This window comes from Pseudomonas sp. UBA1879, assembly GCF_002338065.1.
Taxonomy (GTDB): Bacteria; Pseudomonadota; Gammaproteobacteria; order Pseudomonadales; family Pseudomonadaceae; genus Aquipseudomonas.
Genome location: NZ_DDHJ01000015.1, coordinates 279,861 through 302,422, shown reverse-complemented (window position 1 = coordinate 302,422; position 22,562 = coordinate 279,861). Strand labels below are relative to the sequence as shown.

Below are 22,562 nucleotides of genomic sequence, written 5' to 3'. Positions count from 1 at the left end.
CGGACTGAACCCGCACTGACGCGGTGCGCCGCACCACCGCAATGCACGGGCACACGTCGAGTTTCCATGCCGCCGACTGCCGCTGGAAGCGGTCGCCCCTGCGGCAGCTGGATCATCCCCAACGATTTTTGAATCAACCCAATCGAAATCGAAGCGCCCCGTTGCTGCCCGGGTCGAGGGTGACGAATGCGCCCTCTCGCAAAAATGAATCACTTGAATCATTCTGAAAATTTCTGGCACAGGCGTTGCAATTTCACCTGTAACTTCCTCGTCAGGTGACGCACCCGATGGACCGCGAACAGCTCTGCAGCCAGCTTCAACAACAGTTCGAGGATTTTCCTCGGCAAGAGCGCGCGGCGGCCAGTTTCATCCTGGACAACCCCCACGAGATTGCGGTGATGTCGATGCGAGACATCGCTCGACTGGCCAACGTGCCCCCGTCGACCATGACCCGCCTGGCCAAGCGGATGGGACTGTCCGGCTACGACGCCTTGCGTGAACTGTTCATCGACGCGTTACGCGGTCAGAACAGCGCTTACGGTTCTCGCGCCCACGATCTGGTCGAACTCAAACAGCGCGTCGGCGAACAGCGTGTGATTCAGGACATGGCCAACAACGCCATCGAACAGATTCAGTCGATGTGCAGCCACGACAACCTGCGGGCGATTTCCCGCGCCGTCGCGCTGCTGGCCGGGGCGCGCCAGGTCTACTGCCTCGGCATGCGCTCGTCGTTCGGCGTGGCGTTTCAGTTTTCCCACGTGGCCTCGTATTTCGCGAAAAACGTGCGGCTGGTGGAAGGCGCGGGCGAAAGCGGCGTCATGTCGATCATCCACCAGACCAGCCCCAAGGATGTGGCGCTGGTGTGCAGCCTGCCGCGTTATTCCCGGCGCCTGATCACCCTGACCAATTACCTGCACCAACAGGGCGTGCGCATCATCACCATCACCGACAGCCTGACCTCGCCCACGGCCCGACTGGCGGCAGAGACCATCATCGTGAAGAACCAGACCCCGTCGTTCTACGACACCATCGTCCCGGCCATGTTGGTCAGCGAGATGCTGGTGGCGTTGATGTCGGCCGCCTCGACCCAGGACGTAGAAGCCTCGGTCACCCACACCGAAGAAAAGCTGCTCAGCCTCGGCGAGTGGTGGGACTTGGGCTAAGCCCGCTTTCGATTTCTGCCGTTTTTTATCCGATTCGACCCCTTCATCTACCGGAGCGTCCTGATGAAAGCCAGACCGTGCAAGCCCTTCAGCAACACCCTCGTCATCGCCGCGCTCAGCGCCCTGCTCTGCTCGCCCTTCGCCCAGGCGGGGGACGCGCTGGAGCACATCCTCAAGGCCAAGGAACTGCGCGTCGCCGTGCCCGTTGACTACCCGCCCTACGGCTATGTCGGCCCGGACATGGTGCCCCAGGGCCTGGACATCGACGTCGCCAACCTGATGGCGAACAAGCTGGGGGTGAAGCTGCAACTGGTGCCGGTGACCGCGCCGAACCGTGTGGCTTACATCCAGTCCGGCAAGGCGGATTTCACCATCTCCTCCCTGGGCAAGACCGCTGAGCGCGAGAAGGTCATCGATTACAGCATCGCCTACTCACCGTTCTTCGATGCGGTGTTCGGCAAGGCCGAGCTGCCCGTGAAGTCCATGGGCGACATGGCGGGCAAGACCGTTTCCGTGACCCGTGGCTCGATGCAGGACAAAGAGCTGACCGACATGGCCCCGGACGCGATCACCAAGCGCTTCGAAGACAACAACAGCAGCATCTCGGCGTTCCTGTCCGGGCAAACACAAATGGTCGCCATCGGTACCACCGTGGCAGCCGCGCTCAAGCAGAAGAACCCGAACATGGACATTGCGCTCAAGGTGGTGCTGTCCAACGCACCCAACTACATCGGCATGAACAAGGACGAGCCGGAACTGCGCAACAAGGTCAACGAGATCATTCGTCAGGCCAAGGCGGACGGCACGCTGGATGCCATCTCGCAGAAATGGCTCGGCGCCCCGGCGGGCGACCTGCCGGAATAACCATGAGCGATTTCACCCCCTCCCTGGTCACCCTGGCGCGCTGGAGTTCGGGCCTGCACTTGGCGGACGTCCCGCCTGCAGTGCAGGACGCCGCCAAACGTTGCCTGATCGACACCCTCGGCGTGGCGCTGGGCGGCAGTCGCAGCACGGTCGCCGCTCAGGCTCGCGCGGTGATTGCAGTCACGGCGGGTGCAGGCGACGCGACGGTGCTCGGTCAATCGCACACGGTGGCGGCCCCGGCAGCGGCGTTTGCCAACGCCACGGCCGCTCACGCGCTGGATTTCGATGACAACAGCTACCCCGGTTTCGTCCACGGTTCGGCGGTGATCCTGCCGGCTGCGCTGGCTGTGGCACAGATGCGCGACCTGAGTGGCGCGCAACTGCTCGCGGCGTTTGTCGCCGGGGCCGAATGCGAATACGCGCTGGCCAAGGCGCTGACCCGGCAGATTTACGACCGGGGCTGGTGGACCACCGGGGTGCTCGGCGTGGTCGGTGCGAGCGCGGCCGCCAGCCACGCACTGGGGCTGAACGCAGAACAGACCGCCGCGGCACTCGCACTTGCGGTAACAGGCACCGGCGGAATGAAAGCCGGGTTCGGCAGCGACGCCAAAATGCTTCTGGCAGGGCGCAGTAGCGAAGCCGGCGTCATCGCCGCACTGTTGGCCGGCACTGGCAGCAGCGGTCCGCTCGACGTCATCGAACATGAGAGGGGCCTGGCAGCGATGTTCAACGGCGGCTTGCTCGATCCCCTGCCCGACTTGGGCAATTCCTGGCGCCTGACCGACCCCGGCGTGGACATCAAACGGGTGCCGGTGTGCCTGTCGTCCCATGCCGCGATCGATGCCCTGCGGGCATTGCTTGACGAGGGCGAACTCCGGGTCGAGGACATTGACGCGATCCTCTGCGACGTGCCGCCTATCGTGCGCCAGAACCTGGTCCATGACGCCCCGGTCACGCGCCAGCAGGCTCAGTTCAGCATGCCCTTCGCCCTCGCCTGCACGGCACTGTTCGGCGACATCACCCTTGCGTCACTGGACGCGGCGGTGCTGGCACGGGCTGACCTGCAACAGCTGATGAAGCGCGTACACATGCAGAGCAGCCCGCGCTGGGACCCCGCCTTGCTCGACGCTGCGCCCGAAGGTGCATGGGTCAAGCTCGTGGGCCGCGACGGCCGCTGCGTCGAAGGTTTTTGCGCGATGCCCGTGGGATCGGCGTCACGGCCCCTTTCAGGCCCCCAACTGCATCGCAAGTTCATGCACTGCGCGACCGCCGTCTGGACCGTTCCCCGCGCTCAACGCCTGTTCGATGACCTGACGCGCCTGGACCAGCTGGCTGACGTGCGGGGCCTGCTCAACGACGGCGCGTTCACTGTGGAAACGACTGAATCATGACCCTCGATTTTTCTGTGGTACTCACGCAATGGCCTTCGCTGCTCGACGGCCTGGCCCTGACGGTTGGCCTGACCCTGATCGCTGCGGTGTTCGGCACGCTGCTGGGCATTGCCTGCGGGGTGATCCGCAGCAAAGGTCCGCTATGGGCCCGCTGGCTGGTGGGCGCCTACGTCGAGCTGATCCGCAACACGCCGTTCATCATCCAGTTGTTCTTCATCTTTTTCGGCCTGCCGGGACTGGGGTTGACGATGACCGCACTGACGGCGGCGATCCTGGCCAATGTCATCAACCTCGGCGCCTACGTCAGCGAGATCGCCCGGTCGGGCATCGAAGCCACCCCCAGCGGCCAGATCGAAGCCGCCGAAAGCCTGGCGCTCGACCGCTGGCAGGTCTTCACCCGGGTGATCTTGCCCCCAGCATTGAAGCGGGTCTGGCCCGCCCTCGTGGGGCAGATGGTGATCATCATGCTCGGTTCGGCGGTGTGCAGTCAGATTTCGGCGCAAGAGCTGTCGTACGCCGCCAACCAGATCGCCAGCAGTTCATTTCGCAACTTCGAGACGTACATCGTCGTCGCAGCGCTCTATCTGCTGCTATCCATCGCATTGCGCCGCCTGCTGAACTGGGCCGGCCCGCGCTTCATCTTCGGTCGTTGAGGTCAGCCATGTACGAATTCACGCTATGGGACATCGCGCGCAACCTGCTACTGGCGGCACGCTGGACGGTCGGCTTGTCACTGATTGCCTTCATCGGCGGCGGTCTGGTGGGCGGGATGCTGGTGGTGCTACGCCTCACGGGCACGCGCATGGTGCGCCGTCTGATCATGCTCTACGTGCAACTGTTTCAAGGCACCCCGCTGCTGTTGCAGCTGTTTCTGGTGTATTTCGGCCTGTCGATGTTCGGCCTCGAAACCACCGCGCTGATGGCCGCCTCGATCTGCCTGACGCTGTACGCCAGCGCCTACCTCAGCGAGATCTGGCGCGGCAGTGTCGAATCGATCGACGCAGGTCAATGGGAAGCGGCCAGCAGCCTGGCCCTCAGCTTTGGCGAGCAATTGCGCCACGTGATCCTGCCCCAGGCCCTGCGCGCCGGGATCGCCCCGACCGTGGGTTTCATGGTGCAAGTGGTCAAGGCCACCGCGCTGACCTCGGTCATCGGCTTCGTCGAAATGACCCGCGCCGGGCAGATCATCACCAATGCGACGTTCCAGCCGTTCCTCGTCTACGGCTCGGTGGCGCTGCTGTATTTCGCTCTGTGTTTTCCGCTGTCGCTGTACAGCCGCCGACTCGAACACCAACTTCGCCGACAAGGACCTCTTTCATGACTGCGTCTCCTCACACCGACGCCGGGGCGGCCTTCGCTCTGGTGGACATTCGCGGCCTGCGCAAACGCTTCGGTGACAACGAAGTGCTCAAAGGCGTGGACCTGCAAATCGCCCGCAAGGAAGTGGTCTGCATCATCGGCAAAAGCGGCTCGGGCAAAAGCACCCTGCTGCGCTGCCTGAATGGCCTGGAACGTTTTCAGGAAGGCGCGGTGACCGTTGACGGTCAGCCGATTCAGCCGGACGACCGCGCGGCAATGCGCGCGCTGCGTCAGAACGTCGGGATGATCTTCCAGGGCTTCAACCTGTTCCCCCACCTCACGGCAGGCCAGAACGTGATGCTCGCGCCGCGCCTGGTGCAGAAGACCCCGGGTGCAGACGCCGAGCGCCAGGCGCGCAAGCTGCTCGAACGGGTGGGTTTGAGCGAGCGCTTCGACTATTACCCTGATCAACTCTCCGGCGGTCAGCAGCAGCGCGTGGCGATTGCCCGCTCGTTGGCGATGAATCCGCTGGTGCTGCTGTGCGATGAAATCACCTCAGCCCTCGATCCGGAACTGGTCGGCGAAGTGCTGCACGTGGTCGAGGGCCTGGCCGCCGAGGGCATGACGTTGATCATGGTCACCCATGAAATGGCTTTTGCACGGCGGGTCAGCGACCGGGTGATTTTCATGCATCAGGGGCGGGTCCATGAAGCCGGACCGCCCCGCGACCTCTTCGATAACCCGCAGACCGTCGAACTGCGGCGCTTTCTATCTCTGGAGCCTTGACCGCTGAGCGCGGCGCTTGTTGCCCCCCATCTAGCCGGCGCGATTGCCCGGCATCCCCCAAGGAGACACCCATGGATTTTCCACTGACCGTTCCGCCCTCGAAAAAACATCAGAGCTTCCTGTGGTCGCCCATCTGCACTGACCTCGACCAGCTCGACGCGCATGTCGCGATTCTCGGCATTCCGTTCGGCAAGGCCTACGTCGCCGAGCACATCAGCAACGATCAGAGCAAGGCGCCGGATGCCATTCGCGCCATGAGCGACCGGATCTGCCGCGCCCTGCACCACTACGACTTCGACGTCGGCGGTCCGATCTATGACAACCGTGCATTGAAGGTGGTGGACTGCGGCAACGTCCCCGCCGACCCCACCGACCTCAACAGCCACGGCCTGCGATCCGAACAAGCCGTGCGCAAGATCCTCGACGCCGGGGCGATGCCGATCATTCTCGGTGGCGATCACAGCATCCCGATTCCGGTGCTGCGCGCCTACGAAGGACGCGGTCCGATCACTCTGATCCACATCGACGCGCACCTGGATTGGCGCGATGAAATCAATGGCGTCCGCGACGGCCTGTCCAGTCCGATCCGCCGTGCCTCGGAAATGGAACATGTCGGCGAGATCTTCCAGATCGGCCTGCGCGCCCAAGGCAGCGGTCGCCCGGCGGATTATCAGGCGGCAGTGGATTATGGCGCGCACCTGATCAGCGCCTATGACGTTCACGACCACGGCATGCAATCGGTGCTTGATCGGATTCCCGACGGCGGCCAGTTTTATCTGACCATCGACGCCGACGGTCTCGACCCGTCGATCATGCCCGGCGTCGCAGGCCCGGCGCTGGGCGGCATCACCTACGTGCAGATTCGGCAGCTGATTCACGGGCTGGTGAAAAAGGGCAAGGTGGTGGGCATGGACATCGTCGAGATCACCCCGGCCATCGACGTCAACCACATCAGTTGCATCACCGCCGGCCGCCTGATCGTCAACCTGATTGGCGCTGCCGTGCGCGCTGATTATTTCGACGCGCCGCCGCTGTAAGCCGTACGCCCAGGACTCATCGCCACGGACGGCGACCTTTCCCGACACTCAGGTCAAGCCACCATGCCCACCCATACCCGCATCCGCATGTTCAACACCAAAGACACCTACCCCAACCAGTCCCTCGACAATGACCTCTGCCAGGCCGTCCGCGCGGGCAACACCGTGTACGTGCGCGGCCAGTTGGGCACCGATTTCGACGGCAACCTCATCGGCCTCGGCGATGCCCGTGCGCAGGCCGAACAGGCCATGAAAAACGTCAAACAGCTGCTGGAAGAAGCAGGCAGTCAGCTGCAAGATGTCGTCAAAATCACCATCTACCTCATCGACCCGCGCTACCGAGAAGAGGTCTACCGCGAAGTCGGCAAATGGCTGAAGGGGGTGTTCCCGATCTCCACGGGGCTGGTGGTGTCTGCGCTGGGGCAGCCGCAGTGGTTGATGGAAATCGATGTGATCGCCGTCATTCCCGATTGAGCCTGTACGGCCACCGCTCGCACCTCTACTTCACGACATCACAGCGGCGGCATTGAACGTTCTTCAATGTCGCTGACTGCCCCCCTCAAGGCTGCTCATGCCTGCCCGCACCTTCCCCCGCTCCCTGCCAGACGCCGCCGAGCGATAGCCCGAATCGGCACAGACCGCAACAGCCGCCGGGCACTCTGTCGGCTGTGCTTCGACCGACAGCGCGCACGGCGAGGAATTCTCCCAATGAAAATCAGCGTGTTCGATAGCGGTTATGTGGGTCGAGTGCAGGCGACAGTGTTGGCCGAAGTGGGTCACGACGTGGTGTGCATGGACATTGATCCGGACATATTCCCGGTGATGCGCGAGCTGGGGCACGCCTACGGACCCGGCACCCTCAACAAGATGTAATCCTCCTTGTCGAACCGGCCATTGAGCAGCACCGGCAGATCGCTCAGCCGCGAGCCCTGCAATGCCTGAAAATCCGTATTGCTCATGACGACGTTCGCAGGCCCTTGCAGGGCAAGCAATTGTGCCGGCGTCTCGGTGAACAGCGGCAGCAGGTCTTCGTCCAGGTTGACCATGAACTTGATCGCCTTGGCGTCCTTGCCCATGCCATGCAGCACCAACGGAGCGTTGTCCGAACGGGTCGCGTCGCGCACGGCGTGGGAGAAATGCCGGGTGTCGTACAGGGTGCGTTCGGTGGGTTCGAACACCCCGATGTAACTGATCCACACCGCCAACACGGCGCAGGCAGGCAGCCCGTACAGCCGCAAGCGTGGACGCATCAGCAATGGCAAGGCGACCAACTGCAGGATACCCAGCACCGCCAACACCGGGCCGATGTCACTCAGGACCTCGGGGAAACGCGGGCGCACAGCCAGCAAACCGGCCATCAGCACACCGGGAATGAAGCAACACAGGGCCAGGATCACGCCCCGCAGCCATCCGAAGCTACGGCCTGTGCGCACCTGAAACGGGTACGCCGCAACGATCGCGGCCATGGGCAGCATCGGCAGCACGTAGCGGGCCTTTTTGACCTCGAAGACCGACATCCCGAGCATGACCGTCAACCCGGCAAATGCGCACAGGGACATCAACGTCAGCGCCTCGCTTCGCGGCTTTCGCGCCACCACCGCCACGTTTGCCAGCACCGCCAACGCCAGTGGATACGCCAACGCGTAATTGCCCAGCGCGCTGGAGAAATACCACAACACCGAGCTGCGACCATCAGCGCCGTCCAGCCGCGAAGTGAACTGCGTGCGCACCACCTCTGCCATCAACGCCTGGCCACCGCTGATTCGAGCCAGCAGCAACAGTATCAGCACACAGCCCGCCAACAGCAGCAGCGACGCCAGCCCTACGGTCCACAGTCGACGCCATTGCCGGTTCAACAGGTAATAGCTGCACAGGATGGCCGCGGGCACCAGCAAACCGATCGGCCCGCAAATCGCGAACCCTAGTACCAGCAGCGCGAATACCGCCCCCAGGCGCCGGGCCGATGCGAAATGATCGGCTGCGTAGGCGAGGTAGAACACCGCAAAAGAAACGGTGGCGAGCATCTGGTCCGGTGACACAGCGCGGGTTTCGGTGATGAAGGTATTGCTCAACAGCAGCAGCGCGATGCTGAGCCACGCCCAGCGTCGCGAGTACGGTGACAGCAGCCGGTACATCAAGCCCACCGTCACCGCCGAGGCAATGCTCGTCGGCAGCCAGGCGCTGAAGCTGGTGACCTGGCCGAATGGCAGCGAACAGAGGTAGATCAGCCAAGGGGTGAACGCTGAATAATCCGGGTAGGGCTCGCCGTAGATGGTGGGGAAAAAGCCTGGGCCGTGGCGCAGCATTTCCTGAGCGAACAGCACGAAGCGCGAATCGAATCCGATGATGCTCAGGTGCCCGTTGGCGGCGACGAACATCAGAAACGCCAGTCCCCCCGCCCACCAGGCCTGGCGTCTGGCCCGGGCCGGGGTAACACCGGATAAAAACTCGGAAGCGATGGCGGTCAATGCTGACTCCTCTGGCGGCGAATCGACAACTGACCCAAGCGTAGCCGCGATCACCCTTCCCGGCTGCTCGCCCGATCAACGACTGGCAGATCGGGCAGGCAGCTATGGCCCGATTGCGCCGGTTGAAGATCGACGCGAAAACAACATCCCCCATGCGCGCGGCTGGTCAGGGTCACGGTCCAGTGCTGACTGGCACAAATACGCTGGACCAGCGACAGGCCCAACCCAAGCCCCTCCCCGCGCTGTTCGTCGCCCCTCACGAACGGCTGGAACATGGCCTGCTGTTTCTCGAGCGGGATGCCGATGCCGCTGTCCTCGACCGAAAAACTGCAGCGGTTCAGGGTCAACCGAATGAAACCGGTGTCGGTGTAATGCCAGGCGTTGCGCAGCAGGTTGCCCATGACCGCACGCAGCAGCGGCTCGTTGTACTGCTCCGTTGCGTGCTCACCGGGTTCATAGCGAAAGCTCAGGCCCTTGTCTTCGATGGGGGCGCGCCAGGTTTCGAGCAGCTCGTCCGCCATCTGCGACAGTGTGCTGCGCTGGCCTTGCGGGGGGTTATTGCCTTCGGTGCGGGCCAGCAGGAGGAAGGTTTCGACCAGCTGATTCATGCCCGCCGTTGCCTTACTGATGCGTTGCACCTGGGTGCGCGAGCGTTCGTCCAGTCGCGGGTACTCCAGCAGCAGCTCGCAGGAAGTCGCCAACACCATCAGCGGGGTGCGCAGTTCGTGGCTGACGTCGCTGGTGAACAACTTCTCGCGGCCCAGCGCGGCCCGCAAACGCCCCAGGGTTTCATCGAACGAACGCGCCAGTGTGCCGACCTCATCCCTCGCGTAACCGTCCGCCAGCACCGGGGCCAGTTCAAGCAACTGGTCGCGATGCCGAACCTGACCGGCCAGACGCGACACCGGCGCCATCACCCGCGACGCCAACAAGCGTCCGAGTAATACCGCCAGCAGCACGCTGAGGATGAACCCGATGAGCACCACGCCGAACAGGATGCGCTCACGCTTCGCAAAGGATCGCTGGTCGCGCAGCAGCACGTACCGGCGTTCGCCCACCGAGGCGACCATCGCGTAATACGCCCGCTTGCCCCGCCAGAATTCCTGAAACCCGGCGGGCAACTCGCGCAGATCATCGGCCATCGCCAGATCGCCCACGCCGTCATCGGCGTAGAACAGCTCGCCCTTTTCCGGCCGGTGACGCCAGTCGTCGACGCTGTCCAGCTTCAGCAGACGGTGCAGATTGCCGCTCATGTTGATGACGGTGAGGCGCTTTTCCACGACATGCACGGTGGCGATGATGCCGACCGCGAAAACGCCTGCGACCAGCGCACTCATGAAGGCGAAGACGATCACAATCCGTTGCTTCAGGCTGTGTTTGATATCCATGGGGTTCCGTGCAAAGCGAGACTCGGGTCAGCGGCGTTTCACCACGTGAGCGATTATCCGGATGCCATGTCATGGTTTTGTCAAAACGCCAATGGCGCGACGTTCGTTGTGCAGGATGCCTGGCGTCAGTCAGCCGAGGGCCGCATGGCGAACATCACCAACGCGCACCCGGCCATCAGCACACTGGTGGCGATGAACACGATGGGCATGCCGAAATGTCCGCCGAGATAGCCGCCCGTCAAAGGCCCGAGCACTTGCCCGACGTACTGGCTGGAGGTCGAGTAGCCCAACATCCGTCCCGCCACCTGGTCTGGAACCGTGTGCCGGATGATCGCCGTGATACAGGGCAGCAGCCCGCCCAAGGCGATGCCCATCAAGAAACGCAACGCCACCAGTTGCCATTCGTGGGTCACGAAGGCCTGTGGGATCAACAGCCCCGCCGCTACGACCAGGCACCCTATTACCACTTTGGAATGGCCGATGCGGTCCGCCAGCTTGCCGATGCGCGAGGCCGACAGCACGCTGGCCAGCGCTGTGGCGGACATCACGACACCGGCCATCACGGTCACGTTTTCAGTGTGCAACTGGGTCAGGTACACCGTGATGATCGGCTCGATGGACATGATCGAGAACATCACCAGAGCGGCCACCACGAACAGGATGATCACGGGCCGTTTGTCCGGGATCACGTCCCATAGGCGCACCGCCACCGGCCTGGATTCACCTGCCGCACGGGTTGGCCTGGGCGCTTCTTTCATGATGAACAGCGTGGCGAGAAAGGTCAGGAAGATCGCCCCGCCAGCGAGAAAAAAGGTGTTGCGGATGCCGATCAGTGGCGGCAGAAAGCCGCCGATCAACGGGCCGGTAAGATTGCCGGCCATGATCCCCGACGACAGCATGCCCAACGCCCAACCCGACCGCGCCTTGGGGGTCTGCGTCGCTACCAGGATCGTCGCGCCGGACGCATAACCGCCCAGCAAACCGGCCAGTAGCCGCAGTCCCACCAACTGGTAAATGTTTTCAGCCAGGCCGATCAGCGACATCGCGACCGCCATGCCGAGGCTGGCGCGAATCAGCATCAGTTTGCGTCCGTAGCGATCGCCCAATCGACCCCACAACGGCGCGGTGAACGCAGCCGAAAGGAACGTCGCCCCGAACGCCACGCCCGACCATTGCACGATGGCGGCCGGGTCGCTGACGCCCAGATGTTCGACGTACAACGGCAAGAAAGGCAGCAGCAGGGTCATGGCGATGATCGTGGTAAACGAACCCGCCACGCACACCGCGAGATTGCGCTTCCAATGTTCTTCCACACTCGCAGCGGGAGGTTGGGCAGTCATCGTCACACCGTGCATGGGAATGTCCGTACACGGTAGAGGGTCGCCCCGCATAAATAAAATTCATGTTTTTTATGCGGTGGATTCCGATAAGGAATAGGCAGATGGGGTTGGACCCTCCGCGTAGAGAGTGCCAAGCGCCCAAGACAGCGCAAACCTTGAGGAGCAGCGGCGCTGTGCGACGGCCGGGGCCGTCGTGCCTCCGGCTGCTCCTACGGGTTTCGCGGCGAGTCCGGGTCATCGGCCTGCCACAACGCCAAAGGCTTAAAGGCCAAAAAATCGATTCAGACACGCTGAGGCCCTGTAGGAGCCGCCGGAGGAACGACGGCCGCGATGGCGTCGGGTCAGTTAATGATGTGTTATCTGACCCACCGGTTCATCCAATCACGCGTTGCACCGTCGTGTCTTCAGCGTCTACCACAGGTTTCGAGCGAACATCAGTGCGAAGGCAGCCCCAGGACGACGACGCACGCCGTCAACTCACTTGCCATCCTGCGCATGCTGCGCCGCCTGTTCGATCAACGCTGCCACTTCTTTCGGGTGCGATTCGTACACCGCGTGGCTGGCGCCGTCAATTTCGACGGTGTGGGCGTTGGCGCGCTTGGCGTACATACGTTCCAGATCAGGGTTGATGATGCGGTCGGATTTGGCCACTGCATACCAGCTGGGCTTGGTCTTCCAGGCGGCGACGGTGGCCGGCGTGGTAAACACCGAAGCGGACGTCAGGGCCTGCGCGTTGGCTTCGAATTCAGCCTGGGCCTTGGGCAAGTCGGCAGCGAAGTCCGCCGGGTAGAACGCCGGGTCGAGGTACAGGAACCCGTCGTCGGTCTTTTTCACCGCTTTGGTCGCGTTCGGATAACGCTTGCCATTGGCCGCTTCGGTCTCGCCGACGTCCAGCGCGTGAGCGGCGATGTACACCAGACCGGCGACGTGGTTGTCTTCGCCTGCGTTGGAAATGATCGCGCCGCCGTAGCTGTGACCCACGAGAATGGTCGGGCCATCCTGCATGGCGAGAATGCGTTTGACGGCAGTCACGTCATCATCGAAGGATGTCAGCGGGTGCGCGGCCACCGACACGTGGTAGCCGTCTTTCACCAGAATGTCGTAGACCGGCTTCCAGCCGGCACCGTTCACGAACGCGCCGTGAACCAGCACGATATTTTTCACAGGCGCCGCTGAGGCAGCGGTGGCAAATCCGGTGCTGGCCAGGGCAAGTGCGGCAACCGCGACAGCAGAGCGAAGGGAGCGAATATTCATGGGTGAGACCTCTCGAACGGGGGAAGGTGTGAACGCTGCTGCGTTCAGTCAGTGAACCCCTGCAAGACGCACCCGCCCGCGGTTTATTCCACGGCCCGCACACTTTTTTCGCAAAAGACTCCCTTACCGCCTTCCAGCGGCATGGCCATCAGCGCCGATGATGCCGTGTATCAACAGACACCATTTCAGCTGCCGCGCGTCAGCTCCCTAAAATGGCGCCATACCCGAGCCACTCTCTCAGCCCGGCACCCCGCCGATAACCCGGAGCTAGCCATGAAAACCTTTCTTTTCATCGTCCTGTCATTCTTCAGCCTGTTCACCTTCGCTGACGATACGATCAACCATGCCGCCACGGCGGAAGTTCAGGACGGGCAATACGATTACACCCAGGATCTGGACATCGCCAAAGTCGTGCGCATCAGCACCGCCAGCAATGCCGCCAGCCAATGCGGTCCGGTGAAGGCACAGATTGAATACGTCGACAGCAAAGGCGTCAGCCATAAACTGGAGTACATGCGTCTGGGTGACGGTTGCCAGAACGGCTGATCGTCGACGCGGGGTTCTGCGTCGTCGACAAATGGGGTTAGAGTAGACGCGCTGGCTCCGCGATCGGGTTTCCGTCGTGGGGCGCTTTCCATTCAATTGACTGAAGGAAGTCCCGCGTGAATCAACCGTCTCACCCAGCGAACATTGCCCAATTGATTGTCAACGCCATGCGCGACGGTCAGAAGATCACCGAGATTCCCGCTGGCAGCGTCCCTGCCGATGCGCCCAGTGCGTACGCCGTGCAGCGGGAGATCCTGCGATTGCGCGACACCACGGTGGGCGGTTGGAAAGTGGGATCAAAGGCCACTCAGGGCGGTCCGATCAACGGCTCGCTGCTGCCTGACGATGGGCTCTTCGCCAGCGGCAGTCAGCTGGAAATCATCGAATACCCGCAACCGATCCTCGAACTTGAAATCGCTTTTCGCCTGAACCGAGAATTCTCCCCGCGCGCTGAGGCCTATTCCGACGAAGACGTGCTGGCAAGCATCGGTTCGATGGGCACCACGATCGAAGTGGTGTCGAGCCGCTTCAGCGCCTGGCCGAAGATCGATCCGCTGCTGGCGCTGGCCGACCTGCTCAACCATGGCGCACTGATCCTGGGCGATTTCGTGCCGTATGACCCCAACTTTCCCTTCGTCGAACCTGCAGTCAGTTTCACCTTCGGTGACGAAGACATCGTTCCCGGCGACGGTGCCAACCCGGCAGGCGACCCGCGCCGTTTGCTGCCGTGGTTGGTCAATCACCTTACTCAGATGGGTGAGCAGGTGACCCCCGACCTGGTCATCACCACCGGCTCCTACACCGGCATGTTCCTGACCAAGGGGCCCGGCGTGGCGGTCGGTGAAGTTCGTGGCTTGCCGCCGATCACGGTGGAATTGATCTGACCCTTTCGCCCCCCATTTCAACCCAGCGACGTTATCAAGCGCTTCACGCCTTGCCGAAAGTAACGTCTAGCGACATCGCGTCGGTGTGGCGCATCGGGTTGTTGCCCTGGCCCAAGGTGTCATCGTTGGGGTGCATGTACGTCATGCCCGTCCCCAGCGTTTGGGTCAGAAATTCTCCGCCTTTGCGCATGGCGTCCGTCGAACCATCGTAGTAGCCCGCGACCGTTTTGTTGCCCGCCGAATCGGCCGACACGATATCCGCCGAGGCTTTGTCCGCAACGCTTCGGGTATCGCCAATTTCGAAGCCCTTGCCATCGGTGGCATGAATCGCTGCGTTCCGCCCGTCGATGTCACTGGTGTTAATGAAGCCGTTGTAGAACTCCAGGCGGCTGGCATCGGGTTTGTACTGTCCATCCGCATCTGCCTGCTTCAACAGCCCGGTGGTGTCGTTCTCGAACTTCATCGTGCCTTTCTGGCTTGGCTGCAACGTCAATTCGGCGGTCAGTTTGTCGTGCTGATCGAACTGTCCGATCTTGATCGGATGGTCCTGGGTATTGGTGATGTTGAACGACCGGGGACCACTGCCCGCCACCGGGCCATCTCCTGTCGCGGCCGTGCTGCTCGCGGCGCTCGTAGGCGAATCGGTCTCAGCATTTTTTGCGGCAGGCGACGCTGTCTGCGGTGCGGCCACTGCTTGCTCTACGGGCGATGCGGGCTGTTCTGCAGGTGAGGGTTGCACGGCAGCGTTCGCCGCCGGTTTCTGCGCCGAGCCCGGTGAGCCTTGGTTGCCTCCGGCGCCCGGCGCGTTCTGGTTGTTCTGCATCATCTGCGCAATCAGCTGGAGGATCTGCTGCACCAAATCTCGGACCTGATTGCTCAGGCTGTCGTTGCCATCCGCAGGTGCTTGAGCGCCGGCCACTCGGCTGTCACTCAAGGCAGCCGGTTGGCCCCCGAAATTGACTTGCCCCCCTGCCCCGGCCGCGCCGCCAAAGCTGATCGATCCGTTCTGCTGACCGCCACCTGCGCTGCCTTTAAACGCGTCCTGGTGGGCAAAATCGCTGTTGTCCAGGCCAAACCCTGGTTGGGCGGGACCCAGTATTTTCATCGACATCTGACACCTCCCCTGCGGACTGATTACCGCCTGAGTGGCGCCCGCGCGGGGATCGGTTCCCCCTGCCCACCCGGATCTATCCGCCGTTCGTCCAATACCCCGGCCGGTTATACACCTCTTTCAAGAACCCGATAAAAAACCGCACTTTCGCGGGCAGGTAATGCTGCTGCGGGTATACCCCCTGGATGTCGTAACTGGGCAATGCGAAATCGTCGAGTACCGTGATCAGCGCGCCGCTCTCCACCTCGTTCTGAATCTCCCACGTCGAGCGCCAGCACAGGCCCAGCCCGCGCTTGGCCCAGTCATATAGCAGCTCGCCATCGTTGCAATACAGGTTGCCGGTGACTTTGATCGCCACCGGCTTGCCGTCGCGCTGAAAGGTCCAACCCCGGTGCTGCCCCCCTTGCAGGTTGAACGTCAGGCAGTTGTGTGCGGCCAGGTCTTCGAGGGAGTGCGGAAACCCATGCGCGGCGAAGTACGCCGGGGAGCCGCAGACCACGCGCTTGTTGGCGTACAGCCGGATCGCCACGTAGTTCGGGTCCAGCACTTCACCGATGCGGATGCTCATGTCGTACCCCTCGCGCACCAGATCGACCACGTTGTCGGTGAGGTTGAACGACAGCTGCAAATCCGGAAACCGCGCCTGAAACTCCGGCGCGTGCGGGGCCACGTGTTGACGCCCAAACCCTGCGGGGGCCGAGACCACCAAATGCCCGCGCACGCTGCTTTCGTTCTCGCTGATGCTGGCATCCAGCTCGTCGAACGACTGCAACACGGTCTTGGCGTTCTCCAGATACGACTCGCCAGCATCGGTCAGGGTCAGGCCACGGGTCGAGCGATGAATCAGCTTCACTCCCAGCCGATCCTCCAGCGCACTCAAGCGTCGGCCCATGATCACCGGCGTCACACCCTCGACTAACGCCGCTGCCGCGAAGCTGCCTCGGGTGGCGATCAGTACGTAGCTACGCAACTCTGTGTAACGGTCCATTCGATACTCCTGATACCGACAGAACTGCCAAAAGCAGTCATTCACAAACGCTTCAATTCAAATCAGGCTGAGCACATACAAAAACTATCGAGTTCAGGAGACTAACAAATGCCCCTCATGAGAGCCATCGAAGCGGCCGTTCTGGTGATGCGCCGCGAAGGGGTCGATACCGCGTTCGGTATCCCCGGCGCTGCCATCAACCCGCTGTACGCCGCATTCAAGAAACTGGGCGCCATCGATCATGTGCTGGCGCGGCACGTCGAAGGCGCCTCGCACATGGCCGAGGGTTACACCCGGGCCATCGCGGGCAATATCGGCGTGTGCATCGGGACCTCCGGCCCTGCCGGCACCGACATGATCACCGGCCTGTACTCAGCGTCCGCCGATTCGATTCCGATCCTCTGCATCACTGGGCAGGCGCCCCGCGCGCGCATGCACAAGGAAGATTTCCAAGCGGTCGACATCGCCAGCATTGCCTCGCCGGTCGCCAAATGGGCGACCACGGTCATGGAGCCGGGCCAAGTGCCTTACGTGTTCCAGAAAGCGTTTCAACTGATGCGCAGCGGACGCCCCGGTCCGGTGCTGATCGACCTGCCGTTCGACGTGCAGATGGCGGAAATCGAATTCGACATCGACGCCTACGAGCCTCTGCCGGTGGTTAAACCTCAAGCCAGCCGCAAGCAAATCGAAAAAGCCCTGACGATGCTCAACGCGTCCGAGCGTCCGCTGCTCGTTGCCGGTGGCGGCATCATCAACGCTGATGCCTCCGAGGCACTGGTGGAGTTCGCTGAACTGACGGGGATCCCGGTCATCCCGACCCTGATGGGCTGGGGCGCGATTCCGGACGATCACCCGCAGATGGCCGGCATGGTCGGTCTGCAGACCTCCCATCGGTACGGCAACGCGACGATGCTGGAATCGGACATGGTGCTGGGGATCGGTAACCGCTGGGCCAACCGCCATACCGGCACGGTGTCGGTGTACAGCGAGGGTCGCACATTCATCCACGTTGACATCGAGCCGACGCAGATTGGTCGCGTGCTGACGCCGGACCTGGGCATCGTGTCCGACGCAGGCGCCGCCCTGGCGATGTTCCTCGAAGTCGCTCGCGAGTGGCACACCGCTGGCAAGCTGAAAGATCGCAGCCAGTGGCTGGCCAGCTGTCAGGAACGCAAGCGCACGATGCAGCGCAAGACCCACTACGACAACGTACCGGTCAAGCCGCAGCGCGTGTACCAGGAGATGAACCAGTACTTCGGCAAGGACACCTGCTACATCAGCACCATCGGCCTGTCGCAGATCGCCGGCGCGCAGTTCCTGCACGTGTACAAGCCGCGTCACTGGATCAACTGCGGTCAGGCAGGCCCGCTGGGCTGGACCATTCCGGCAGCGCTGGGCGTGGCCAAGGCCGATCCGAGCCGCAAGATTGTCGCGCTGTCGGGCGACTACGACTTCCAGTTCATGATCGAAGAGCTGGCCGTGGGCGCGCAGTTCAAGCTGCCGTACATCCACGTCGTGGTGAACAACTCGTACCTGGGGCTGATTCGTCAGGCGCAGCGCAACTTCGACATCGATTACTGCGTGCAACTGGCGTTCGACAACATCAACGCCCCCGAGCTGGAAGGCTACGGCGTGGACCATGTTGCGGTGGCTGAAGGGCTGGGCTGCAAGGCGATTCGGGTCAGCGATCCGGCGCACCTCCAGGCCGCGTTCGCCGAAGCGTCGAGTCTGATGCAGCAGTACAGCGTGCCGGTCGTCGTCGAGATCATCCTCGAACGCGTGACCAACATCGCCATGGGCACGGAAATCAACGCGATCAACGAATTCGAGTCGCTGGCCGAGACCCGTGCCGACGCCCCCACCGCGATCAGTTTGCTCGACTAAATAGCGGCACTGATCGACGCCACCGAATAACCAGAAACACTGGAGCGAACCATGCCACGTCTCTGCGCCAACCTGTCCATGCTGTTCACCGAACTGGACTTTCTGCAACGCTTCGAAGCCGCAGCCAGCGCCGGGTTCAGCGGGGTGGAATACCTGTTCCCGTACGACTACAGCTCGGCGCAAATCAAAGCCGAACTGGACGCCAACGGCCTGACCCAAGTGCTGTTCAACCTGCCCGCTGGCGACTGGGCCAAGGGTGAACGCGGAATTGCCTGCCACCCGGATCGGGTGGAAGAATTCTACGCCGGGGTCGACCTGGCCATCGCCTACGCCAAGGTGTTGGGCAATACCCAGGTCAACTGCCTGGCGGGGATCAAACCCCAGGGTTTTGACGACGCACTGATCGAGAAAACCTTCGTCGACAACCTCAAATACGCCGCTGACAAGCTGCAGGCTCAGGGCATCGACCTGGTCATGGAAATGATCAACACCCTCGACATTCCGGACTTCTATCTCAACACCACGGCACAGGCTCTCGCAATCCGCGAGAAGGTCGGCAGCCGCAATCTGTCGTTGCAGTACGACATCTATCACATGCAGATCATGGAGGGCGATCTGGCCCGAACCCTTGAAAAGAACCTGCCGGTGATCCGCCACGTGCAACTGGCCGACAACCCGGGCCGGCACGAACCCGGTACGGGGGAAATCAACTACGGCTTCCTGTTCGCGCATCTGGACAGGCTGGGGTACCGCGGCTGGATCGGCTGTGAGTACAAGCCGTTGACCACCACAGACGCCGGATTGGGCTGGTTGAAGACTCACAACCTGATTTAAGGCAAACCCTGTAGGAGCGCGCTTGCCCGCGATTGCGGTGTGTCATCGAACACACGCTTCACAGGGTGATTGTCATCGCGGGCAAGCGCGCTCCTACGGCCTGCGGCCAGCATCAACAGCTTCAACAGCATCTCGAGGCGGATGCCAGATCGGCGCCCGCCTCACAAGACAAAAAAGAGGAACACATCATGGCGAACATCGGCTTCATCGGCACCGGCATCATGGGCCTGCCCATGGCAGAAAACCTGCAGAAGGCAGGTCATCGACTCATCCTGTCCAACCACTTCGTCGCCCCACCCGCCTCGCTGGTCGAGGGCGGCGCGACGGTGTTGAACAATCCCCGGGAGGTGGCGCAGGAAGCGGAGTTCATCATTGTCATGCTGCCGGACACCCCGCAAGTCAACGACGTGCTGTTCGGCGAAAACGGCCTGAGTGAAGGCACCGGTGCCGGCAAAGTGGTCATCGACATGAGCTCGATCTCCCCTTCCGCAACCAAGGCCTTCGCCGAAAAAATCAACGCCACCGGTGCGCAATACCTCGATGCCCCCGTGTCTGGCGGAGAGGTGGGCGCCAAGGCCGCGACCCTGAGCATCATGGTCGGTGGTCATCAGGACACCTTCGACCGCGCCCTGCCCCTGTTCCAGACCATGGGCAAGAACATCACCCTCGTTGGTGGCAATGGCGATGGCCAGACGGCGAAAGTGGCCAACCAGATCATCGTCGCCCTCAACATACAGGCCGTGGCCGAGGCCTTGCTGTTCGCCTCGAAAAACGGGGCCGACCCGGCCAAAGTGCGTGAAGCGCTGATGGGCGGCTTCGCGTCGTCGAAGATTCTCGAAGTGCACGGCGAGCGCATGATCAAAGGCACCTTCAACCCAGGCTTCCGCATCGCTCTGCACCAGAAGGACCTGAACCTCGCGTTGGAAGGCGCCCGCGAACTGGGCCTTAACCTACCGAACACCGCCAACGCCCAACAGGTCTTCAGCACCTGTGCGGCACTGGGCGGCAGCGGTTGGGATCACTCGGGGCTGATCAAAGGGCTGGAGCACATGTCCAACTTCTCGATTCGCGGGGATCAAACGCCGGATTGATCAGACGCCGATAGGTCGGTCGGCCACCCCATGCCGATAAACCACCGAACCCGTGGGAGACGCCGGAGGTCAGGACGGCAGCGAAGCGGTGGGTCAGTCAATGATGAGTTATCTATCAGACCGCTATCGCTGCCGTCGTACCCCCGGCGTCTCCCACAGGTTGACGATGCTTCGATGTTTTGTGGCACGGCACACCCTTCGCCGTTGTCACGAGCCCCATAAAAAAGCCAGGCCACCTTCACAGGTTCGCCTGGCTTTTTTCATGCAAACAAAACCGCGGTCAGAACACGTTGATCGGATAATCCGCGATCAGACGCAATTCGTTGACATCGCCCTCGGCCTGATCGGCGTTGGCGCGGTGAATCGCTTCACGCAGACGCAACGACAGGTCTTTCGCAGGCCCGGACTGAACCACGTATTTAGCCTCGACGTTGATCTCGTGGTGCTTGCCGTCCTCACCATATCCATAGTTCACGTACGTGCTGTTCGCGGGCATGTGCGAACCGTCGATATCGTCGCCGGTGATATAGCGCGCCATGAAACTAAGCCCCGGCACGCCATAGCTGGCCATATTCAGGTCATAACGGGCCTGCCAGGATTTTTCACCCGGGCCGTTGAAGTCCGAATATTGAACGGAGTTGGCGACGAAGATCGAATCCGCCGTATCGCCAGGACCGTTAATACCAAAGGCCACATAGTCGAAGGGGGTATCACCGTGGACTTTCTGATACGCCAGCGTCAGCGTATGCGCCGTAAGAAAGGAATAAGCTGCCGCCAGCGACCAGGTGGTGTTGCTGATATCGCCTGCTTTGGCAGACCCGGCGTCATTGGTGCGGTAGATATTGAAGTCGAAGTTGACCGACTGATTGTCGGTAATGCCCTGGGTGTAATTGAGGTTGCCGTAGTACTGATCCCAGACATCCTTGAGATTCGAGCCGTACAGGCTCGCGGTCAGGTTGTCGTTGAAGGTGTACTTGCCGCCGGCATAGTCAATGCTCGATGCCGTGACACCCGCATAAGACGCATAAATATCATGGTCGTGGTTGGTGGTGACCGGACCGTTGCCGCCGGTGAAGTGACCGCCGTCCAGTTCGAGACCGGCGATATCGCTGCTCAACAGGTTGAAGCCGGTGGCGGTCTGGCTGAACAGGCGCGAGCCCCCTGCGGCAAATACCGGCGCGGTCGGCATCAAGTCGCCATACCGCAATTCGGTTTTGGAAATACGCATTTTGATGGCGCCGCCTGCGGTGCCGTATTCATCTTCCGGGTCGCCATGACGGTCCACGGGCAGGTTACCGGTGCCGGCCGTGCCTGCACCGCCGTCCAGCTTGATGCCCCATTCCCCGTAAGCGTCTACGCCGAAACCCACGGTGCCCTGGGTGAACCCGGAGCTGAAGTTGCCGATGACGCCCTGAGTCCAGTCTTTGCGGTCGCCGCCGCCGTTCTTGCCATCACGATTGAAGTAATAGTTCTTGAGATGAACCGTCAGGCTGCTGTCTTCCACAAAACCCTTGGCGTCGGACTGGTCACTGACGACACCTGCGCACGCCAGTTGGCTCACACCGAGTGAAACTGCGAGTGTCACGAGGTTCCGTTTCACAAATGTCATTATTATCCCCTGTCTCAATAAGGCCCAACGTTCCGCAGACCCTGACAGACAGGGCATTCCCCTGAGGCCAGGCGAAAGATGAAACGGTGGAATGTAGGCTACGGCAGATGGCTAAACTACATCAGTTCCGCAAATGATACGCGCGGCAAATGCCCAGGCGTAAGGCCCAGCTCTTTATTGTAATGATGAGGTACAGCTGGCCTCATCATGTGCCAAGTGTGCTCCCAGAGCGGAAAAACTTTTAGCACTTTTCCGCCAGACGGTTCATGAATAGGTCGTGATAATCACTATCGATCTTAGTAATAGTCCGATCTTGGAAGGCGGTGTTACCTTTGTCGGCGATGAAGCACATGAATCAACGACTCGGTGAATCCGCAGCATCAAGTTATCGAATCTTGCTCCACTTCATCATTCCTTTGGTAAGACTTTTTAGCCACCCCACGCCCGTGCGGTGGCTTTTTTTATTGCATATTCGTCATGGCCTATTCATCCGGTTAATCTTGAGTGGAATTAACTCGGACATTCGTTGAACTTCTTCATACGCCAAACAGTCGGATTGCACCCTGTTTTCCACCCTCCTGCCCAACTTCGCTCCCCATTATGATCGACCCTCGATCACTTGCTG

General features: G+C 61.7%; 20 protein-coding genes and 1 pseudogene. 14 read left to right on the top strand and 7 right to left on the bottom strand.

Annotated elements, in window-relative coordinates; all coding sequences use genetic code 11:
- Positions 1 to 287: 287 nt before the first annotated feature.
- The 9 genes and pseudogenes from B3N48_RS16520 to B3N48_RS16480 form a co-directional block, all read left to right on the top strand.
- Positions 288 to 1,163 carry a MurR/RpiR family transcriptional regulator gene (locus tag B3N48_RS16520; RefSeq protein WP_296185503.1) on the top strand — a complete coding sequence of 292 codons (876 nt, stop codon included), beginning with the start codon at positions 288 to 290 and terminating at the stop codon, positions 1,161 to 1,163.
- A gap of 63 nt (positions 1,164 to 1,226) precedes the next feature.
- On the top strand, positions 1,227 to 2,027 hold the full coding sequence (locus tag B3N48_RS16515) for a transporter substrate-binding domain-containing protein (protein ID WP_296185501.1): 801 nt from the start codon (positions 1,227 to 1,229) through the stop codon (positions 2,025 to 2,027).
- A 2-nt stretch (positions 2,028 to 2,029) separates the two neighbouring features.
- On the top strand, positions 2,030 to 3,418 hold the full coding sequence (locus tag B3N48_RS16510; protein WP_296185499.1) for an MmgE/PrpD family protein: 1,389 nt from the start codon (positions 2,030 to 2,032) through the stop codon (positions 3,416 to 3,418).
- The gene (locus B3N48_RS16505) at positions 3,415 to 4,071 is read left to right on the top strand and encodes an amino acid ABC transporter permease (protein ID WP_296185497.1); all 657 of its coding nucleotides are present in this window, start codon (positions 3,415 to 3,417) and stop codon (positions 4,069 to 4,071) included. The genes B3N48_RS16510 and B3N48_RS16505 overlap by 4 nt, the downstream gene beginning before the upstream one ends.
- Positions 4,072 to 4,079: 8 nt before the next feature.
- On the top strand, positions 4,080 to 4,739 hold the full coding sequence (locus tag B3N48_RS16500) for an amino acid ABC transporter permease (RefSeq protein ID WP_296185496.1): 660 nt from the start codon (positions 4,080 to 4,082) through the stop codon (positions 4,737 to 4,739).
- Positions 4,736 to 5,503 carry an amino acid ABC transporter ATP-binding protein gene (locus B3N48_RS16495; protein WP_296185494.1) on the top strand — a complete coding sequence of 256 codons (768 nt, stop codon included), beginning with the start codon at positions 4,736 to 4,738 and terminating at the stop codon, positions 5,501 to 5,503. Before B3N48_RS16500 ends, B3N48_RS16495 begins: the two co-directional genes overlap by 4 nt.
- A gap of 71 nt (positions 5,504 to 5,574) precedes the next feature.
- Positions 5,575 to 6,540: an agmatinase gene (locus tag B3N48_RS16490; protein WP_296185492.1), complete on the top strand. Its 966-nt coding sequence runs from the start codon at positions 5,575 to 5,577 to the stop codon at positions 6,538 to 6,540.
- 63 nt (positions 6,541 to 6,603) lie between these two features.
- Positions 6,604 to 7,014 (top strand): RidA family protein, encoded by a 411-nt coding sequence (locus B3N48_RS16485; RefSeq protein WP_296185490.1) that lies wholly within the window; start codon positions 6,604 to 6,606, stop codon positions 7,012 to 7,014.
- Positions 7,015 to 7,248: 234 nt separating this feature from the next.
- Positions 7,249 to 7,348 (top strand): annotated as a pseudogene (locus B3N48_RS16480) (hypothetical protein); the annotation flags it as partial.
- Between the two features lie 34 nt (positions 7,349 to 7,382).
- On the opposite strand, the gene B3N48_RS16475 reads toward B3N48_RS16480, so the two are convergent.
- The 4 genes from B3N48_RS16475 to B3N48_RS16460 form a co-directional block, all read right to left on the bottom strand.
- Complete coding sequence (locus tag B3N48_RS16475) at positions 7,383 to 8,918, bottom strand: ArnT family glycosyltransferase (RefSeq protein ID WP_296186170.1); 1,536 nt, start codon at positions 8,916 to 8,918, stop codon at positions 7,383 to 7,385.
- A gap of 140 nt (positions 8,919 to 9,058) precedes the next feature.
- Entirely contained in the window at positions 9,059 to 10,396 is a 1,338-nt protein-coding gene (locus B3N48_RS16470; RefSeq protein ID WP_296185488.1) for a sensor histidine kinase, read from the bottom strand.
- A 125-nt stretch (positions 10,397 to 10,521) separates the two neighbouring features.
- Positions 10,522 to 11,736, bottom strand: coding sequence for an MFS transporter (locus tag B3N48_RS16465; protein ID WP_296185485.1), 1,215 nt, complete (start codon positions 11,734 to 11,736; stop codon positions 10,522 to 10,524).
- A gap of 477 nt (positions 11,737 to 12,213) precedes the next feature.
- Positions 12,214 to 12,990: an alpha/beta fold hydrolase gene (locus B3N48_RS16460; protein WP_296185483.1), complete on the bottom strand. Its 777-nt coding sequence runs from the start codon at positions 12,988 to 12,990 to the stop codon at positions 12,214 to 12,216.
- A 273-nt stretch (positions 12,991 to 13,263) separates the two neighbouring features.
- Between B3N48_RS16460 and B3N48_RS16455 the strand changes: the two genes are divergently transcribed.
- Positions 13,264 to 13,536 (top strand): DUF2790 domain-containing protein, encoded by a 273-nt coding sequence (locus B3N48_RS16455; protein WP_296185482.1) that lies wholly within the window; start codon positions 13,264 to 13,266, stop codon positions 13,534 to 13,536.
- A gap of 116 nt (positions 13,537 to 13,652) precedes the next feature.
- Positions 13,653 to 14,420, top strand: a complete 768-nt coding sequence (locus B3N48_RS16450) for a 2-keto-4-pentenoate hydratase (protein WP_296185481.1) — start codon at positions 13,653 to 13,655, stop codon at positions 14,418 to 14,420.
- Between the two features lie 43 nt (positions 14,421 to 14,463).
- Here B3N48_RS16450 and B3N48_RS16445 read toward each other — a convergent pair whose 3' ends face one another.
- Entirely contained in the window at positions 14,464 to 15,525 is a 1,062-nt protein-coding gene (locus B3N48_RS16445; RefSeq protein WP_296185480.1) for a hypothetical protein, read from the bottom strand.
- 82 nt (positions 15,526 to 15,607) lie between these two features.
- A complete protein-coding gene (locus B3N48_RS16440; protein WP_296185479.1) occupies positions 15,608 to 16,519 on the bottom strand; it encodes a LysR family transcriptional regulator in 912 nt (303 codons plus the stop codon).
- Positions 16,520 to 16,627: 108 nt separating this feature from the next.
- On the opposite strand from B3N48_RS16440, the gene gcl reads away from it, so the two are divergent.
- The 3 genes from gcl to B3N48_RS16425 all read left to right on the top strand — a co-directional run bounded on the left by gcl (position 16,628) and on the right by B3N48_RS16425 (position 20,328).
- Positions 16,628 to 18,403 (top strand): glyoxylate carboligase, encoded by a 1,776-nt coding sequence (gene gcl / locus B3N48_RS16435; RefSeq protein ID WP_296185477.1) that lies wholly within the window; start codon positions 16,628 to 16,630, stop codon positions 18,401 to 18,403.
- Positions 18,404 to 18,454: 51 nt separating this feature from the next.
- A complete protein-coding gene (hyi, locus tag B3N48_RS16430) occupies positions 18,455 to 19,237 on the top strand; it encodes a hydroxypyruvate isomerase (protein WP_296185475.1) in 783 nt (260 codons plus the stop codon).
- A gap of 188 nt (positions 19,238 to 19,425) precedes the next feature.
- Positions 19,426 to 20,328: a 2-hydroxy-3-oxopropionate reductase gene (locus B3N48_RS16425; RefSeq protein WP_296185473.1), complete on the top strand. Its 903-nt coding sequence runs from the start codon at positions 19,426 to 19,428 to the stop codon at positions 20,326 to 20,328.
- Positions 20,329 to 20,608: 280 nt separating this feature from the next.
- Here the strand turns inward: B3N48_RS16425 and B3N48_RS16420 are convergent, their stop codons facing one another.
- On the bottom strand, positions 20,609 to 21,937 hold the full coding sequence (locus B3N48_RS16420; RefSeq protein ID WP_296185471.1) for an OprD family porin: 1,329 nt from the start codon (positions 21,935 to 21,937) through the stop codon (positions 20,609 to 20,611).
- Positions 21,938 to 22,562: the final 625 nt, after the last annotated feature.